Below are 18268 nucleotides of genomic sequence, written 5' to 3'. Positions count from 1 at the left end.
AGCGTCAGTGAACCCCGAAACCATGCTGGCGGGCTTGCCAGGCTACGCCATGGCCCCCGAAGCGATCCAGGTGCTGCCCGATGCCAGGGCTTACCGCGCCTGCCTGTTCGAGCGCATCCGTACGGCGACTCGGCGCATCGTTATTGTTGCGCTGTACCTGCAGGAGGACGAGGCCGGTCAGGAAGTGCTGGATGCCTTGTACCAGGCCAAGGCCGCGCGGCCAGGCCTGGAGATCACCATCGTGGTCGACTGGTTCCGCGCCAGGCGCGGGCTGCTGGGGGCCGGGCGTCAGCCGGGCAATGCCGCCTGGTATCAGGCCCAGCGCCAGTTGCGTGGGCTGGACATCGCGATCCATGGGGTGCCAGTGCAGACCCGCGAACTGTTCGGGGTGTTGCACCTCAAAGGCAGCATCATCGACGATTGCGTGATCTACACCGGCGCCAGTCTGAACAACGTCTACCTGCATCGTTTCGACCGCTATCGCCTGGACCGCTACCACCTGTTCCAGTCACCGGCACTGGCCGATGCCATGGTCGGCCTGGTTCAGCGGTTGCTGCACCATACCGCCACACCGCGCCTCGACCTGCCGGCGCCACCCTCTACCCGCAGCTTGCGCGGTGACATTCGGCGTTTGCGCGCACGGCTGCGGCGCATGGCCTACGAGGTACCGGCCAGCGTGACGGGGCAGGGCTTGCAGGTAATCCCGCTGCTGGGGGTGGGCCGTGGCAATCCACTGAACCGGGCGCTGTGCGCCTTGCTGGCAGTGGCGCGCACGCAGATCATCATCAGTACGCCGTATTTCAACCCGCCACAGGTCGTGATACGCGAACTTGACCATGCCCTGGCGCGGGGGGTTGGGGTGGAACTGATTGTCGGTGACCGCACCGCCAACGACTTCTACATCGCCCCTGGCGAACCGTTCAGTGCCAGTGGTGCATTGCCCTATCTGTACGAGGACAACCTGCGCGCCTTCGCCCGCCGCCGCTACGCCGCGATTGCCAGCGGCCAGCTGCAAGTACGCATCTGGAACGACCCGGGACATACCTTCCATGCCAAGGGCGTGTGGATCGACCAGCGTTATTCGCTGTTGACCGGTAACAACCTGAACCCGCGCGGGTTCAACCTGGACCTTGAGAACGGCCTGCTGATCGACGACCCGCAGGGTCAATGGCTGGCGCCACGGGAAGCAGAGTTGACCGAACTGCGGCGCTTTGCGCCGAGAATCGATTCGGCAGAGGCGCTGGGGGAGAAGGCCGAACATCCCAAGCAAGTACGCAAGTTTCTGCGTCGATTGCGCTATAGCCGGTTGGAACCGTTGATCAAACGGGTGCTCTGACATCGCCTGTACTGGCCCTGTCGCCGGCAAGCCAGCGACAGGGCCAGAGTGGTGCGAACGGTGCATTGATGTCATTATGATATTGCTACCCACGGCCCTTTGTCTGGGGCTGGTTTACAATGTGCAGGCAACCGTGCAAGGCCCCTCTGAACGTGATCACGATCGCATACAGTCGGGCCTTTTCCCGTTAACCAGACAGGCCAATGCGTATATGGCGTTAGATCCACCCACGATGCTGACTATTTCAGTCGCTTTGGCTGCTGCGGCCGCCTTGTACCTGGCGATTGAATGGCGCAGCGTGCGCGAAACCTCGTTGCTGTATTGGAGTGCGGGTTTCGCCACGATTACGGTTGGTAGCATCCTGGCATTGTTGCGCGGGGTCGGCTTTCTGTTCATCGGAATCTGGTTCGCCAATGGCTTGCTGGTGGTGGCCCACGTGTTTTTCCTGATCGGCGTGCTGCGCTTCACCCAAGAGCGCTTGTCAGGTGCGTGGTTGATGATTGTGCTGGTCTGGTTCGCCTTGCTGCTGCTGCCCGTGGGCCCGCAGTGGTCGAAGGTGATACTGATGGTCAACTCGTTGTTGGTGGCCTCGCTGACGCTCAAGGCCAGTTTCCTACTGCGGCCACATGGCAAATCGCTGAGTGTCGGGGCTGTGCAACTGCGCTATGTGTTGCTGATCCATGGGCTGTTCTATGTGGCCAAGGCGGCCATCGCGATCACGCCAGGCACGCTGATTGACCTGGCGACCTTTGGCGGGCTGATCATTCAGGTTTCGCTGGTGGAAGGCGCGATGGCGATCATGCTGATTGCCTTGTCGATGACCGGCACCGTACGTTACCGGCGTGAAGAGCGGATTGCCCGGCTGGCAGCCCGTGACCCGCTGACTGCGCTGTACAACCGGCGTGCACTGGAGGTGCGGGCGGGGCATTTCTTCAAGGACGTGAGCCCGGCGCAACCCGGGGCATTGCTGTTGATCGACATTGATAACTTCAAACTGGTCAACGACCTGCACGGGCATATCGCCGGCGACCGTTTGCTGATTGCCTTGAGCGAGATGATCCGTACGACGCTGCCCGAGCGCTCGCTGGCGGCGCGATTGGGCGGGGATGAATTCGTCATCTTGCTCAGTGGCGCGAGCAGTGAACGGGTCATGGAACTGGGTAGTGGGCTGCGTGAGCAGTTCCAGCAGTACGCCGACAAGACCGTGCCTACGCCCCATGCGGTTACCTTGAGCATTGGTGCCAACGTGTTCGATCAGCCGCCGGCGAGCCTGGCGGCGTTGATCGAGCAGGGGGATGTGGCGTTGTACCAGTCCAAACGTGGGGGGCGCGACAGCATTCGGTTTTTCGAGCGGGCGATGGTTGAACTCCGGCAATGAGCGAATCACCTAGGTGGGTGAGCTTTCATGTAACCCATGTGGGTGATCCGTACAGGCGCTCCCGTCACTCGGCCCCCGCGTTTGACGGGCATCCATGCCCGTCATCGGCAAAACAGCGTGGTCAGGTTGCAACCTGATAGCACGGTACATACTCGGCGCCGCCGGGCAGCTTCATCCGGTGCTGGTCGACGAATGCCTGCAGCAGCCGGCCCAGCGGGTCCAGTACGGCGCTGTCACCATGGATCTGATACGGCCCGTGTTCCTCGATCAGGCGGATGCCTTTGTCCTTGACGTTGCCTGCGACAATCCCGGAAAACGCCCGGCGCAGGTTGGCCGCCAGTTCATGGGGCGGGAGCTCGCGGCGCAAGTCCAGGTCGGCCATGGCCTGGTGGGTCGGGTCGAACGGTCGCTGGAAGCTCTCCTCGATCTTCAGCAGCCAGTTGAAGTGGAAGGCATCGTTGCGCTCGCGGCGGAACTGCTTGACCGCTTTGAGGCCTTCGACCATGTGCCGGGCGACTTCCGCCGGGTCATCAATGATGATTTCGTACAGGCGATGGGCCGCTTCACCCAGCGTGGCGCCGACGAAAGCGTGCAACTGTTGCAGATAAGGCTCGGCGCTGCGCGGGCCGGTGAGCACCACCGGGAACGGCAGGTCGTGGTTGTCCGGGTGCATGAGGATGCCCAGCAGGTACAGGAACTCCTCCGCCGTGCCGGCACCGCCCGGGAAGATGATGATGCCGTGGCCGACACGCACGAAGGCCTCCAGGCGCTTCTCGATGTCTGGCAGGATCACCAGTTCGTTGACGATCGGGTTGGGCGCTTCGGCGGCGATGATGCCGGGCTCGGTCAGGCCCAGGTAGCGGCTGCCATGCATGCGTTGCTTGGCGTGGGCGATGGTGGCACCCTTCATCGGGCCTTTCATCACGCCCGGGCCGCAGCCGGTGCAGACATCCAGCTTGCGCAGGCCCAGTTCGTGGCCGACCTTCTTGGTGTACTGGTATTCCTCGGTGCTGATAGAGTGGCCGCCCCAACACACCACCATCTTCGGCTCCACGCCCGGGCGCAAGGTACGCGCGTTGCGCAGCAAGTGGAAAACGTAGTCGGTGATGCCCTGGGAGCTTTCCAGGTCGATGCGCTGGCTGGCCAGCTCGCTTTCGGTGTAGACGATGTCGCGCAAGGCGCTGAACAGCATTTCACGTGTGCTGGCGATCATTTCACCGTCGACGAAGGCGTCGGCTGGGGCATTCAGCAGCTCCAGGCGCACGCCGCGGTCCTGTTGGTGGATACGCACCTCGAAGTCTTTGTAGGCCTCAAGGATAGTCTTGGCATTGTCGACATGGGCGCCAGTGTTGAGGATTGCCAGGGCGCACTGGCGGAACAGTGTGTAAAGGCTACCGGTACCGACTTCACTCAGTTGCTGCACTTCACGTTGTGACAGCGTCTCCAGGCTGCCTTTGGGGCTGACGGATGCATTGATGACATGGCGTTGAGGCATCTAAGTCTTTCCTGTGCGGGTAAAACATCCTTCTTTGACACCACCATACCGAGAAATGTGGACGGCAACGAGGGGGGCGTGGAAAAACCTTGAGACCGGGTGGCCTGCTTCGCGGGTAAACCCGCTCCTACAGGGGCCTTGCCGTCTTCAGGGCAGCACCCACCTGTAGGAGCGGGTTTACCCGCGAAGCAGCCGACTCGGTCTCCAGTCAGCCCAACAGCTTCTGCACCCCCAGGGTAATCGCCAACCCCCCGCCAACCAGCCACAGGTTGAGGATCGCCCCGGTGGCCAGCGCCCGTGGCCCAGCCTGGCGAATCTGGCTGAAGCGGGTCTCCATGCCCAACGCCGTCATGGCCATGGTCAAGGCAAAGGTGTCCAGGCTGTTCACGGCCTGGGTCACGCTGCCAGGCAGCACTTGCAGTGAATTCACCAGGACCAGGGCCAGGAAGCCAAAAGCGAACCAAGGCATGGCAATGCGCCCGTTGCCCTGCGCCTGGCCAGCCTTGCGCGAACGGCTGATCCACAGGCCCACCACCAGCAGTACCGGCACCAGCAGCATGACCCGGGTCATCTTGACGATGGTGGCGACATGCGTGGCTTCGGGGCTGACATTGCTGGCCGCGCCAACCACCTGCGCCACTTCGTGGACAGTGCCGCCCAGCAACAGCCCGGCGCCCATGGTATCCAGATGCAGCCAGCCGGCATTGATCGCCAGTGGGTAAAGGAACATCGACAAGGTACCGAACAGCACTACGCTTCCGACTGCCATGGCGCTTTTATGGGGGGCGCTGCGCAGCGCCGATTCGAATGCCAGCACGGCGGCGGCGCCGCAGATGGCGCTGCCGGCGGCGGTCAGCAAGGCGGTATCGCGGTCGAGCTTGAACACTTTCATGCCACACCACAGACCGATCAGCAGGGTACTGGTGACTACCAGCACCGAGACGATAAGCCCCGACCAGCCGACTTCGGCAATTTCCTGCAGGCTTACCCGCAGGCCGAAAAATGCCACGGCAATGCGTAACAGGCCGCGAGCGGAAAAGTTGATGCCCGCTGCCCAGCTTGCCGGTACGCCGTCACGCAGCGCGTTGCCATACAAGGCACCTGCGACGATACCCACGATCAGCGGGCTGATGCCCAGGTTGGCGATAGCGGGCAGGGCCGCCAGTTGCGTGACTGCGACCGCGAACAGCGCGACGAACAGAATGCCATTGAGCCGCCCTCGGGTGGAGAGGGTAGGGGCAAAGGCAGGGTTGGACGGAACCGTGGCCATGTGAGTCCTCCGGAAAAGGTGTTTCGACAAGGCCTACGTTAATCTGGTTATAAGCTTATAAAAAATCGTAATTTAGGATGGCAAATATCCGCAAAACTGATATTTTTCAAAAATGACCCCAGAACAGCTGATAACATTCGCCACGGTTGCCGAACACGGCAACATCAGCCATGCCGCTCAAGCCCTGCACCTGTCGCAGCCGGCGGTGTCCGGCCAGCTCAAGCTCTTGCAAGAGGCGTTTGGCGAACCCCTTTACCAACGTGCCGGCCGCGGTGTGCGGCTGACAGCGGCCGGTGAGCAGTTGCTGGCGCATGCCGAGCGCCTGCGCGAAACCTTCCGACAGGCGCAAGCATTGCGCGAGGCCATGCGCGGGCTGGAGCGCGGCACCTTGCGCATCGGCGCCAGTACCACGCCTGCCAGTTACCTGCTGCCTTACCTGATCGCCGATTTTCACGGGCGTTATCCGGATGTGCTGGTCACCACCTCGCATGGCAACACGGCAGAGATCGTCGCCGCCCTGGACAGTGTTGATATCGCCCTGATCGAGGGGCCGCCCGGGCAGGAGTTGCCGTTGGGTACGCAAGTGACGCCGTGGCGCGAGGACGAGATCGTGGCGATTGTGCCCCGCGGGCATCCGCTGGCAGGCAGTGACCAGCAGACGCTGGCGGCGCTCGGCGCCTACCCCTTGGTACTGCGTGAAAGCGGCTCGGGTGTGCGGCAGATCGTCGAGCGGGCGTTTGCCCGTGATGGCGTGGCGATGCGTGTGGCGCTGGAGATCGCGGGCGTTGAAGGGGTAAAAGAGGCGGTCCGGGCCGGGATGGGGGTTGGCTTTGTGTCGGCGATGTCCATTCGTCATGAAGATGGGGCGCTGCACCGGTTGCAGGTAGCGCCGCAGGCGCTGGTGCGGCGTTTTTCCATTCTGTTGCCGCATGCGGCTACGCCTTCGCGGGCTGCCTCGCGGTTTCTTGAATTGTGTGTTGCCATGCAAGAGGTGGGTTGACTGTACTGGTCTCTTCGCGGACGTGCCCGCCACAGGTACAGCACAGATTTTTGAAGACGGTGCTGTATCTGGACTGCCCCCAGGAAGTTGGACGCCAATTCAACCCTTGGTGGCTTCTGAACATAGGGTATTGGCTATATGGATCGGCGTGTATGCTTTGCAAGGCAGCCTTCGGTATCGAGTTAGCAACGGAGCCCCAGATGGAGTTTTCTGCCTACAAAGGCACCACGTCGATCAGCCTCGTGCGGGACGCACTTCAAGGAGCAGAACTGCGTGGCCTGGATGTCGCTACTGTGCTCAGCCACGCGCATATTGATCCACTTCTGCTGGACCAGCGCTATGCCAGGGTACCTGCTGGTACGTTCTCCAGATTGTGGATTGCGTTAGCGGATTTGCTCGACGATGAGTTTTTTGCGGCAGACAGTCATCCCCTTCGCAGAGGTAGCTTCAAGCTGATGGCGCAATTGGCCCTCGGCTGCGACACCATTGGGCAGGCGCTCAAGCGGATTCTGGCGTTTCTCAGGACTGCCCTTGATGACATCTACGGGTCGGTGGAATGCGAGGGAGAGCATGCTGCAATTATCATTCATGATCATGGTGAGTTGCGAAGGGTGTTTTGTTACGGTGCCTGGCTGGTGCTCGTGCACGGCCTGCTTTGCTGGCTGTGCGACAGGCGCATTCCTATTGTGAAGTTATCGATGCGTCCTCCTCAGCCGGTGGACGACAGCGACTATCGAATGCGCTTTTGTGAGGAAATCGAGTGGAGGGCCGATAGAACCTCCGCTGTGTTCGAGAAGAGCTTTCTGGCGTACAAGGTTTGCCAAACGCCCGCTTCTCTTCCTGCCTTTCTAAAAGGCACGCCAAGTAACTTCCTTGTGAAATACCGTAACGACGACAGTACGAGCATTATGATCCGGCGGCGATTAAAACTGCTCTCTCCACACACGTGGCCTGAACTCGATGAGCTCGCCCGCGACTTGAGCATGTCCAGTTCCACCTTACAGCGAAGGCTCTATGCTGAGGGTTTCACCTACCAACGGCTCAAAGATAATCTAAGGCGGGATATTTCCATCAGTCTGCTGTGCCGGGCAGGTATGACGGTGGATGGCGTTGCGTCAGAGGTTGGCTTCATTGAGACCAGTGCGTTCCACAGGGCATTCAAGAAATGGACGGGTATCACCCCTGGTGCTTACAGACGCTCGTTGCGTAGCCCTCGAGGGGACTAGTCCGCTGCGCTTGGGCTGATCGCTTCTGTTCGAAGCTATCTGGTTTTTTCCAAAACTGCCCGTTCCGGTCAAGCAGAATGATGCCATTGGGCATGGTTGGCGCTTGCCATAAGGCCTACGATTTTTCTCGGGCGCCGTCTAGCTGGTGCCTCTCAACTCTCCCGACTCACACGCGGAACCATGCGTACCTGTGCGTGTGGTCGAGTTGTGCCAGATCGCTATACGTATGTGGACTTCAAAAACACAACAATAAGATTGAAGGAGACACGGTATGAGTTCTTTGAATATGTACACGTTGACCGAAGAGTCGAAGTTTAACCGCTTTCATGGACTTATTCTGTTCTGGTGCGTGTTGATTCTGATTATCGATGGTTACGACTTGGCAGTGGTGGGGGCTGCCCTGCCAGCCATCATGGCCGATATGCAAATTGACGCAACCAGCGCCGGGGTAATGGCTGGCTCAGCATTGTTCGGGACAATGCTGGGCGCGATTTTTTTAGGCACATTGGCAGATCGAATTGGCCGGCCGAAAATGATCGCGATGTGTGTCGCGCTGTTCAGCATTTTCACCGCTGCGGCAGGGTTCACTGACAGCCCGCTGACCTTCAGTATCATGCGCTTTATCGCCGGCTTGGGAATTGGCGGTGTGTTGCCCATCTGTACGGCGCAGATGGGTGAGTTCTCGCCCTTGAAAGTTCGCACCCGGCTGGTGACCATCGTTTTCGCAGGCTATTCGGTGGGCGGAATTCTGGTAGCGCTGACGGGTAAACAACTGATCGAAAGCTACGGTTGGCAATACGTGTTTTACGTGGCAGTCCTGCCAGTGGTATTGATTCCTTTCATTCTCAAGACAATGCCCGACTCTATCGGCTTTATGTTGAAGCAGGGGCGACAAGACGAGTTGAAAGTCATCGCGCGTCGCCTTCGTCCTGACCTTGTGATCAAGGATGACACGCAATTCGTTGGCAATCCGCAGATTATCTCTGCTCAAGACAAGCCGGTACGAAGCCTTTTCCTGGAAGGCCGTGGATACAGCACGGTCATGATCTGGATGGCATTCATGACCGGGCTGTTCATGGTGTATGCGCTCAATTCGTGGCTCACCAAGTTGATGGCCATGGCGGGCTTCAGCCTCGGTTCAGCCCTGAATTTCGTCATCGTGTTCAACCTCGGTTCGATCTTCGGTGCAATTCTGGGTGGATGGCTTAGCGATAAATTCAGCATCAAGCACGTCTTGGTGGTGTTCTATGTAGTGGGCGCGGTCGCACTCACGTTGCTGGGGTATACCCGCTCCACCGAACTGCTCTTTGTCGTCGTGTTCATCGTGGGGGCCTCGACCCTTGGCACACAGCTTCTGGCCTATGCATACGCCGGCGATTTCTATCCCTCCACCATCCGCTCGACTGGCGTCGGTTTTGCATCGGGGGTCGGTCGCGTCGGGGCGATTGTCGCACCTGTTTTGATTGGTGCCTTGGTGTCGATGGCGTTGCCGCTGGAGCAGAACTTCATGGCAATCGCGCTCGCCGGCCTGGTAGGGGCTGTTGCAGTGACCATGATCAACCAATCCCGCTCGGACTCGGCTGTAGTGAGGAAGAAGGCCACGGTTGCCCACGAGCTGACCTGACCGTAATTCTGAGAGACAGGTGCCAAGTATGCTTATTGATCGCTTGCGCGAATCACCGGTAGGTTCGGACGAAACAGCCCGTTTGATCGACTGGGCAATTGTCTCACGTCGGAGCATCAGGTCGTTCCTCCCAACCCCAGTTCCGCTAGAGGAAATCGAAGCGATGCTGAACGTTGCTCGCTTTAGCGCAACAGGCGTCAACCTGCAGCCCTGGAATGTGCATGTTGTTACCGGTGATATGAAGGCACGGTTGTCCGCAGCACTTGCTGAGGTTGATGACCATCCGGCTGATGACCAACGCTTTTCTGATCCCTACGCGTATTACCCCAGGGAGTGGACGTCTCCCTACATCGAGCGGCGCAGGGAGGTAGGGTGGGGGCTCTATAGCTTGTTGGGCATCAGTCGAAGCGATAAACAAAGGATGCATGAGCAACACGGCCGGAATTATCGCTTCTTCGGGGCGCCTGTTGGCCTGTTCTTCACGATTGACCGCGTGCTTCAGGAAGGGAGCCTGCTGGATTATGGCATGTTCCTGCAAAGCCTCATGATTGCCGCACGGGGAAGAGGCTTGCACACCTGCCCACAGGCAGCATTCCTTAAATATCACAGCATCATCACTGAAATGCTGGAAATACCGAAGAGCCAAATGCTCGTCTGTGGGATGAGCTTGGGTTATGCCGATGATGGCAGCATTGAGAACACGTTGGTTACTGGCCGTGAACCCGTGCGTGCATTCACTACCTTTCACTCAGAATAAAAAACCTGGCGTGCGCTCTGTGCAAGTTTGGCGTCGGGCAGGGTGATACTGTTTCGATCATTCCGCTAAAGCGGGCCTTAACCCATTTGTAGGACTGGCATTGCATGGGGCGCTTAGCGGCGGACCATGCTCAAGCACACAACAAGAACAAGGTGCCTGTGATGTCTATTGCTTTTAAAAAAACGTTGGCTTGTTCAGCAACACTGCTAGTCGCGCCTTATGCTTCTGCCGCGTTCGTGGAAGACTTCAAAGGCAGTCTCGAACTCCGTAACTTTTACTATAATCGGGATTTTCGCAATGATGGCGCCACTCAGTCCAAGCGCGATGAGTGGGCGCAAGGTTTTACTTTGAACCTGCAATCCGGTTTTACAGAAGGGCCAGTGGGCTTCGGTATTGATGCGATGGGCTTGCTGGGGGTGAAGCTTGATTCCAGCCCGGACAGAACGGGATCAGGGCTGCTGGCCTACGATTCCGACAGGCAGGTTGAGGAGGAATACGGTAAGTTCGTGGCCACCGCCAAAGCGAGGATGGGTAAGACGGAGTTGAGGATAGGGGGGGTAAACCCTCTGATGCCTCTACTCTGGAGTAATAACAGCCGCTTGCTGCCTCAGATCTTTCGCGGTGGTTCGCTGACCGTCAACGATATCGATAAATTGACGGTAACAGCTACAAGAGTCAACGCAGTGAAGCAGCGTAATTCCACCGATTTCGAATCACTCACAGCCACTGGCTATGCCCCGGTTGAGGCGGATCACTACAACTACCTGGCATTTGACTTCAAGCCTGCGAAGGACATGACCTTCAGTTTGCACGCCGCCGAACTTGAAGATCTTTATAAATCCTACTTCGCCGGCATTAAAGTCATCAAGCCATTGTGGGAAGGCAATGTGATCGCGGATGTTCGCGTGTTCGATGCCAGCGAGACGGGCTCCAAAAAACTGGGTGAGGTGGACAACAGAACGCTGAGTAGCTACTTCGCCTACAGCATCAAGGGACACACCATCGGTGGCGGTTACCAGAAGGCCTGGGGCGACACCTCGTTTGCGTTCGTGAACGGCACGGATACCTATCTGTTCGGCGAATCGCTGGTCAGTACATTCACTGCCCCTGAGGAGCGAGTGTGGTTCGCAAGGTACGACTTTGATTTCGCCGCGTTGGGTGTACCGGGCTTGCTGTTCACCACTCGGTACATGAAAGGTGATGATGTCAATCCTGATCTGCTGACGAGCCGCCAAGCTGCTTCACTCCGCCTCAACGGGGAGGATGGCAAAGAATGGGAGCGGGTCACTGATATCTCTTATGTTATACAGAGTGGTCCGGCGAAGGGTGTTTCGTTCCAGTGGCGTAACTCCACGAACCGCTCGACTTACGCTGACAGCGCTAATGAAAATCGCCTGATCATGCGCTACACCTTCAACTTCTAAATAGCGAAACGGGCCGGCCTTCTGAAGCCGGCCCATTTTTCGCCATTTATTCCCAATCGAAGGGTTCGCTGTTTTCCGCCTGAATTGCACCAGGCGTTCGGACGCCTGCACCCAGCCGTTTCATCTTTTGCTACGAAAGGCCAGTACGGATTAAGCCACCGCTGCCAGCTTGGCGCTGGTCTGCCGACGACGGTAGGCACTGTCACGGCTCGCCAGCCACCAGTACAGCGGCGAGGTGATCGCCAACCCTACCAGCCACGACAGGTCAGCCCCGTTGATGTGCTCGGAAATCGGCCCGACGTACAGCGGGGTGTTCATGAACGGTATCTGCACCACGATACCCACAGCGTAGGCGATCAGTGCCTGCGGGTTGTAGCGCCCATAGATCCCACCATCGACCTGGAAGATCGACTGGATGTCGTAGTCACCTTTGTGAATGGCGTAGAAGTCGATCAGGTTGATCGCCGTCCACGGCACCAGCACCACCAGCAGTACCAGCACCATGTCAACGAAGTGGCCGATGAAGTCTGCCGAAGCGAACACCGCTACCACGCAGCAGGCCGACAGCACGATCAGCGACAGCACTGCACGGCTTTTGGCGGTGGGGATCCAGCGGTAGGCGAACGTTTGCACCAGGGTGATGATCGACAGCACCGCGCCATACAGGTTGAGAGCGTTATGGCTGATCACACTGAGCAGGAACAGCACCAGCATGATCGGGCCCAGCGTGCCGGTGGCCAGCTTGACCGCGTCCATGGTGTCCATGCCGGCCGGAATCGCCAGCACGGCCACGGCGCCGAAGATGAATGACAGGCTCGAGCCCAGGGCCGAACCCAGGTAGGTGGTCCAGAAGGTCGAGCTGACTTTGACATCTGCCGGCAGGTAGCGCGAGTAGTCCGACACATAGGGCGCAAAGGCGATTTGCCACAACGCCGCCAGCGAAACGGTGGCCAGCCAGCCGGCCAGGTTGAAGCTGCCACGGGTGAGGAAATCGTCGCTTTGTACATGGGTGAAGATGTAGCCGAAGCCGACCACGATACCGATGCCCAGTACCCAGGTGCCAATGCGATTGAGCACGTGGATGAAGCGGTAGCCGATGATGCCGATGATGCCTGAGCCCAGCGCACCGATGACGATGCCCACCGGTACCGGAACGGCGTCGACCACGCCATGCAGTGACTTGCCGGCAAGGACGATGTTGGAAGCGAAGAAACCGATGTACATGACGCCGGCGATCACCACCACCAGCAGCGCGCCGAGGGTGCCGAACTGGGCGCGGCTCTGGATCATCTGCGGAATGCCCATTTGCGGGCCCTGGGCCGAGTGCAGGGCCATCAGCACCCCGCCGACCAGGTGACCGACGAGGATGGCGACGATGCCCCATACCAGGTTCAGGTGGAACAGCTGCACACCCAGCGCGCCGGTGACGATGGGCAATGGCGCGATGTTGCCGCCGAACCAGAGTGTGAACAGATCCCTTACCTTTCCATGGCGGTCTTGCGGGGGCACGTAGCCGATCGTGTGTTTTTCTATCAGGGGTGCCGAATTGGCTGCACTGGTCATGACTGACTCCAAGGCAAGGTAGGGCATTGGGAACTGCCCGGGGGCGTGCCGGCGGTGGGCGACGCGTTCTTGTTGGAGCGATGATGAGGGGCGCGGGGATAACGAGAAATTAGTAAATATGTACCCATAAGCGTTAAAAAAACTAAGGCTGACAAAAGCTTAAGCGGGTGACGGTAGCAAGGAGAGTGCCAGCTGGCTGAAGGCCTTGGGGTAGAGGGGCGGCGGGGGTGGCAACCGGATCACGGTGGGCTGGGTTGGTGCGATGTGCGCGTTTTCAGGGCAGATGAAAGGTTGCCTGGGCCGGCCTCTTCGCGGGTAAACCCGCTCCTACAACGGGCTACGTCACCTTTGCAGGAGCGGGTTTACCCGCGAAGGGGCCGGCACAAGAGGAAACAGCTACATGGGGAGCAACCGATCCTGAATCACTTCCTTCATCACCAAGGTCGAGCTCAAGCGTTTCACATTGGGAATACTGGTCAGATGCTCGTCATACAGCTTCTGAAACGCCGGCAGGTCCTTGGCTACCACATGCAGCAGGTAATCCGGGTCGCCAAACAGCCGTTGCGCTTCGACAATCTGCGGGATCTGCGCCAGTGCCGTTTCAAAGTCCGCCACCGGCTGGCGGGTCACCTCGCGTAGCGTCACGAACACCAACGCGGCAAAGTTCAGCCCAAGGGCGCTTGGCGCCAGCCGTGCGTGATAGCCCAGAATGGCTCCGGACTCTTCCAGTGTCTTCAAACGCCGATGGCAGGGGGACAGGCTGAGCCCTACGCGGTCGGCCAGTTCGGTTACCGACAGGCGCCCGTCTTTTTGCAGCTCGGCAAGGATTTTTCGATCAGTTCTATCCATTGGGAAGAATCTTCCAATTCATGAATGCTAAGGGGAAATATACGAAAGAATATCCCCGAACGAAATCCGTAATCTTTCGACATCCCAATGCAGTAGATAAGGAAGATTCAAGTGGCTATCAGTGTGCTGACGGCGTTCTGGGCTGTGTCGATGCTGTTCGTGATTACCCCGGGTGCAGACTGGGCCTATGCCATCTCTGCAGGCATGCGCGGTCGCTGGGTGATGCCAGCCGTGGCGGGTATGTTGTCGGGGCATTTCCTGGCCACGCTGGTGGTGGCGGCCGGGGTTGGCAGCCTGCTGGCTGGTCACCCGTTGGCGCTGACCTTGCTGACCCTGGCGGGGTGCACCTATTTGCTGTGGCTGGGTGGCAACCTGTTGCTCAGCCCATCCTTGCCGGCGGCCGGGCAGGGCGGCGCGGGGGAGTCGGGCTCGCGCTGGGCGTTGAAGGGTTTTTGCGTCAGCGGCCTGAACCCCAAGGTATTCCTGCTGTTCCTGGCCCTGCTACCGCAGTTCACCGACCCGCAGTCGAGCTGGCCTGTGCCATTGCAGATCTTGTTGTTGGGGCTGGTCCACCTGTGCAGTTCGCTGGTGATCTACACGCTGGTCGGCTATGGCGCCAAAGCGGTGCTGAGCACTCGGCCGGGTGCGGCAAAGCTGGTCGGGCGGGTGTCTGGGATGGCGATGATTACCGTGGCCGTGGGCCTGATAGCCGGGCAATTGACCTGAATTTACCGGTTCAGAATGACTTCAGATACACTCGCTGCACCCTAATGCACAACCAGGAAGTGCGCCATGCCCGAAACCTCGCAACTGCTCACGTTCGCCCTGATCTGCCTCGGCATGGTCCTGACCCCAGGGCCGAACATGATCTACCTGATTTCCCGCTCGATATGCCAGGGCCGCAAAGCCGGGTTGATTTCGCTTGGCGGTGTGGCTCTGGGCTTCGTGATCTACATGCTCTGCGCGGCAATGGGCATCACGGCGCTGGTGATGGCAGTACCCTTTGCCTACGACGCGCTGCGCATCGGTGGCGCGCTGTACCTGTTGTACCTGGCCTGGCAGGCGCTGCGGCCGGGTGGCCGTTCGCCGTTCCAGCTCCGTGAACTGCCCGCCGACAGCCCGCGGCGGTTATTCACCATGGGGTTTGCCACCAGTCTGCTCAACCCCAAGATTGCCGTCATGTACCTGTCGCTCATGCCGCAATTCATCGAACCGGGCCACGGCAGCGTGCTGTTGCAGTCGCTGGTGCTGGGTTCAACGCAGATCGCCATCAGCGTTACGGTCAACGCGCTGATTGCGATCATGGCCGGCTCCATCGCCGTGTTCCTGGCTGGCAGGCCGCTGTGGCAACAGGTTCAGCGTTGGTTGATGGGAACGGTGCTGGCGGGGCTGGCGGTGCGCATGCTGTCAGAAGGGCGCCGTTGATCGCCCATTGCGATGCAAGGTATCAGTGGCCGAATACTTTGCCGAGTATCTGGCACACCTGTTCTGCCGAGTAGGGTTTGGCCAGGAAGGTGAACCCTTGGTGCCCGCCTTCGGCAATCGCCTCGCTATAGCCCGAAGTAAGGATCACCGGCAACTGCGGGCGCTGGCGGCGAAGTTCGCGGGCCAGTGCCAAGCCACCCATGCCGGGCATGACCACATCGGAAAACACCGCATCAAAATCACCTGACGGGCCAGTCAACTGCGCCAGCGCTTCTTCTGCCGACCGCGCATAGCTGATTTGGTAGCCGTGGTCCTCGAGGAGCTGAGCCGTGAAGCTGCCCAGGTCGGGGTTGTCTTCTACCACCAGTATTCGTCGCCGCTCGCCCTGTACCTGTGGCTGGCTGCCGGCCGAGGCGTCTTCGGGCGAGGCCGCAGCTGGGGCCTCCTGCGGCAGATACAGGGTAAAGGTGGTGCCCTGGCCGGGGATGCTGTTCACCTGTACATCGCCCCCGGATTGCTTGGCGAAACCGAACACCTGCGACAACCCGAGCCCGGTACCTTCACCTGGGGCCTTGGTGGTGAAGAACGGGTCGAAGATGCGCTCCAGCAACTCGGTGGCGATACCGACTCCGTTGTCGCTCACCGATATCGCCGCGAACGGGCCTGGCTGTGAAGGCTGACCGCGCAAGGCCGGCAGGCACTGGTCGGCCTGCAGGCGCAGCTGCAAGGCACCTTCGCCAGCCATGGCATCGCGGCCGTTGAGCATCAGGTTGATCACCGCGGTTTCCAACTGGCTGAGGTCGGCGCGGATGTGGCAGGGCGCTTGCGGTAACTGCAGCTCGACCCGAATGCGCGCGCCAGTGACGGTATCGAGCATGTCGGCCATGGCCTCCAGCCGAGGCCCGGCCTCGAACACCTGTGGGCTGAGGGCCTGGCGGCGGGCGAAGGCCAGTAGCTGACCGGTCAGTTTGGCACCACGGTCGACCGTGTCGGACATGGTCTTGAGGTAGCGTTCGCGGCGCTCCTCGGCCAGGTTGGGGCGCTGCAGGAAGTGCAGCGACGAGCGGATGATGGTCAGCAGGTTATTGAAGTCATGGGCTACGCCGCCGGTCAGCTGGCCAATGGCTTCCAGCTTCTGGGCTTGGCGCAGCACGGCCTCGGTGTGCAGCAACTGAGTGGTGCGTTCTTCGACGCGATGTTCCAAGTTGGTGTTGAGCGCTTCAAGGGCCGCCATCGCTTCGCGCACTTCGGCATGGGCCTGGGCCCGTTGTATGTGTGCCCAGCATCGCTCGGTCACTTCGCTGATCAGTGTTTGCTCGTAGTCGGTCCATGCCCGAGGTACGCGGTCGTGAATCGCCATCAGCGCGGTCAGCCTGCCACCCTTGATCAGTGGCATGCAGATGGTGGCCGTAATGCCGATGGCCTGAAAAGTCGCCGCCTCGTCAGTGGCCAGTTCGCGCAGGTTGTCGTTGATCACCAGGGCCAGGCCGCTGCGCAGGCGACTGACCGCCAGGCGGCCGAAGTCATGCAGGTGATAGTGGCCCAACAGGCGTGGTGAGCCGGGTGTCACCGCATCGCCGCAAATGGTGAAACCGTCCTCGTCGGGGTCCATCACCGCATAGGCGCAGCTGGACAGGCCGAGGTGCTCGACCAGCATGCGGGTGGTGATGGCCATGATCTGGTCCGGGTCGGTTGCCTCGGTCACGGCTCGCCCGAGGGTATCGAGAAAGTTCAGGCGCTGGTTGGTGAGCACGCTGGCGGTGGTTTCGGTGACCGTGTCGAGCATACCCAGTATCTCGCCATCATGGCCGCGAATCGGGCTGTAGCAGAAGGTGAAATAGGCCCGCTCCAGGCCGCCGTTGCGGTCGATCATCAGCGGGAAGTCTTCGATGTACACCGCTTCACCTGCCAACGCACGGTCCGCCATGCTGCTGATTTCATCCCAGGCTTCGTGCCACACGTCGCGGAAGGGTATGCCCAAGGCCAGGGGCTTGCGACCGAGAATCGGAGTGAAGGCATCGTTGTACAGGGTGATCAAGTCCGGGCCCCACAGCACGGCCTGCGGAAAGCGCGAGGCCAGGCACAGAGACATCGTCGTTTTCAGGGCGTCGGGCCAATGTTCCAGCGGGCCCAGGGGAGTGCTGGCCCATTCGTGGTTGCGGATGCGTTCGGCCATTAGCCCGCCGCCGTCTAGCCATCTAGCCATGTGCTTTGCCGGTCCTCTTTCTCAAGGCCCTTAGGGTGCACCGAGAATAGACCGTTGGCGAGGGTTTTGTGAGGGGCTGTGCCACTGCACTAGCCTCTGTAACTGCGCGATCCGGGTGAGTGCAGGTTCACCCGCGAAGAGGCCGGACCGGCTAGCGCATGAAGTGCACCTTGCCGGTGTCATCATTGCCCATGTAAATGCCATACACTCCGGCCTGCCGCTCAAGGATGTAGCGCTCGAGAATTTGCCGGATGGCCGGGTAGTAGATCTCATCCCACGGGATTTCGTCCGGCTCGAAGAACTTGTACGCCAGCGTCTCAGGCCCGTACTGCCCGGTTTCTTCGGTGACGATCGCTCGGAAGATGATGTAGACCTCGCTGATCTTTGGCACGCTGAAGATCGAATACGGCGAGACGATGTCTGCACGTACGCCGCTTTCTTCCCATACCTCGCGCAGCGCCGCCTGTTCGGTGGTTTCGCCAGCCTCCATGAACCCCGCAGGCAAGGTCCAGGTGCCGGGGCGCGGCGGGATGGCGCGCTGGCACAGCAGGTACTTTCCATCGCGCTCGATGATGCAGCCGGCGATGATCTTGGGGTTGATGTAGTGGATGTAGCCGCAGCCGGCGCAATGCAGGCGTTCGTGGGTATCGCCTGTGGGAACGCCCCGGGCCAGTTCCTTGGTGCAGTGCGGGCAGTAGCGCGGGGCATTGGGCAT

At 60.0% G+C, this 18268-nt stretch carries 15 protein-coding genes; 9 read left to right on the top strand and 6 right to left on the bottom strand.

Annotation, left to right across the window (positions count from 1 at the left end; translation table 11 throughout):
- Positions 1–7: 7 nt before the first annotated feature.
- On the top strand, positions 8–1336 hold the full coding sequence (pssA, locus tag QYE47_RS05255; protein ID WP_014590575.1) for a CDP-diacylglycerol--serine O-phosphatidyltransferase: 1329 nt from the start codon (positions 8–10) through the stop codon (positions 1334–1336).
- A gap of 232 nt (positions 1337–1568) precedes the next feature.
- A complete protein-coding gene (locus QYE47_RS05250) occupies positions 1569–2714 on the top strand; it encodes a GGDEF domain-containing protein (RefSeq protein ID WP_070383790.1) in 1146 nt (381 codons plus the stop codon).
- Positions 2715–2835: 121 nt separating this feature from the next.
- On the opposite strand, the gene ppnN is transcribed toward QYE47_RS05250, so the two are convergent.
- Both ppnN and QYE47_RS05240 read right to left on the bottom strand, forming a co-directional pair.
- Positions 2836–4209 (bottom strand): nucleotide 5'-monophosphate nucleosidase PpnN, encoded by a 1374-nt coding sequence (gene ppnN / locus QYE47_RS05245; protein ID WP_014590577.1) that lies wholly within the window; start codon positions 4207–4209, stop codon positions 2836–2838.
- 208 nt (positions 4210–4417) lie between these two features.
- Positions 4418–5479: a YeiH family protein gene (locus QYE47_RS05240; RefSeq protein ID WP_014590578.1), complete on the bottom strand. Its 1062-nt coding sequence runs from the start codon at positions 5477–5479 to the stop codon at positions 4418–4420.
- Between the two features lie 112 nt (positions 5480–5591).
- On the opposite strand from QYE47_RS05240, the gene QYE47_RS05235 reads away from it, so the two are divergent.
- The 5 genes from QYE47_RS05235 (at position 5592) to QYE47_RS05215 (ending at position 11510) form a co-directional block, all read left to right on the top strand.
- Positions 5592–6479, top strand: a complete 888-nt coding sequence (locus QYE47_RS05235) for a LysR family transcriptional regulator (RefSeq protein ID WP_019437196.1) — start codon at positions 5592–5594, stop codon at positions 6477–6479.
- 200 nt (positions 6480–6679) lie between these two features.
- Complete coding sequence (locus QYE47_RS05230; RefSeq protein ID WP_026031838.1) at positions 6680–7705, top strand: AraC family transcriptional regulator; 1026 nt, start codon at positions 6680–6682, stop codon at positions 7703–7705.
- Positions 7706–7976: 271 nt separating this feature from the next.
- Positions 7977–9329 (top strand): aromatic acid/H+ symport family MFS transporter, encoded by a 1353-nt coding sequence (locus QYE47_RS05225; protein ID WP_064493012.1) that lies wholly within the window; start codon positions 7977–7979, stop codon positions 9327–9329.
- A gap of 28 nt (positions 9330–9357) precedes the next feature.
- Positions 9358–10086 (top strand): nitroreductase, encoded by a 729-nt coding sequence (locus tag QYE47_RS05220; RefSeq protein ID WP_019436941.1) that lies wholly within the window; start codon positions 9358–9360, stop codon positions 10084–10086.
- 104 nt (positions 10087–10190) lie between these two features.
- Positions 10191–11510 (top strand): OprD family porin, encoded by a 1320-nt coding sequence (locus tag QYE47_RS05215; RefSeq protein ID WP_070383791.1) that lies wholly within the window; start codon positions 10191–10193, stop codon positions 11508–11510.
- Between the two features lie 150 nt (positions 11511–11660).
- Here QYE47_RS05215 and QYE47_RS05210 read toward each other — a convergent pair whose 3' ends face one another.
- Positions 11661–13073 (bottom strand): cytosine permease, encoded by a 1413-nt coding sequence (locus tag QYE47_RS05210; RefSeq protein ID WP_014590635.1) that lies wholly within the window; start codon positions 13071–13073, stop codon positions 11661–11663.
- A 396-nt stretch (positions 13074–13469) separates the two neighbouring features.
- Entirely contained in the window at positions 13470–13922 is a 453-nt protein-coding gene (locus QYE47_RS05205; RefSeq protein WP_014590636.1) for an Lrp/AsnC family transcriptional regulator, read from the bottom strand.
- A 111-nt stretch (positions 13923–14033) separates the two neighbouring features.
- Here QYE47_RS05205 and QYE47_RS05200 point away from each other — a divergent pair, with 111 nt between their 5' ends.
- Together QYE47_RS05200 and QYE47_RS05195 are read left to right on the top strand one after the other, a co-directional pair.
- Positions 14034–14648, top strand: coding sequence for a LysE family translocator (locus QYE47_RS05200; protein ID WP_019438213.1), 615 nt, complete (start codon positions 14034–14036; stop codon positions 14646–14648).
- A gap of 66 nt (positions 14649–14714) precedes the next feature.
- The gene (locus QYE47_RS05195) at positions 14715–15347 is read left to right on the top strand and encodes a LysE family translocator (RefSeq protein ID WP_014590638.1); all 633 of its coding nucleotides are present in this window, start codon (positions 14715–14717) and stop codon (positions 15345–15347) included.
- Positions 15348–15369: 22 nt separating this feature from the next.
- Here the strand turns inward: QYE47_RS05195 and QYE47_RS05190 are convergent, their stop codons facing one another.
- Together QYE47_RS05190 and QYE47_RS05185 are read right to left on the bottom strand one after the other, a co-directional pair.
- Positions 15370–17553: an ATP-binding protein gene (locus QYE47_RS05190; protein ID WP_041166949.1), complete on the bottom strand. Its 2184-nt coding sequence runs from the start codon at positions 17551–17553 to the stop codon at positions 15370–15372.
- A 151-nt stretch (positions 17554–17704) separates the two neighbouring features.
- A complete protein-coding gene (locus tag QYE47_RS05185) occupies positions 17705–18268 on the bottom strand; it encodes an NUDIX hydrolase (protein WP_014590640.1) in 564 nt (187 codons plus the stop codon).

The organism is Pseudomonas sp. 2,4-D (assembly GCF_030418155.1).
GTDB lineage: Bacteria > Pseudomonadota > Gammaproteobacteria > Pseudomonadales > Pseudomonadaceae > Aquipseudomonas > Aquipseudomonas alloputida.
Note: the sequence above shows the minus strand (reverse complement) of the source record. Positions and strands in the feature narration are given on the sequence as shown.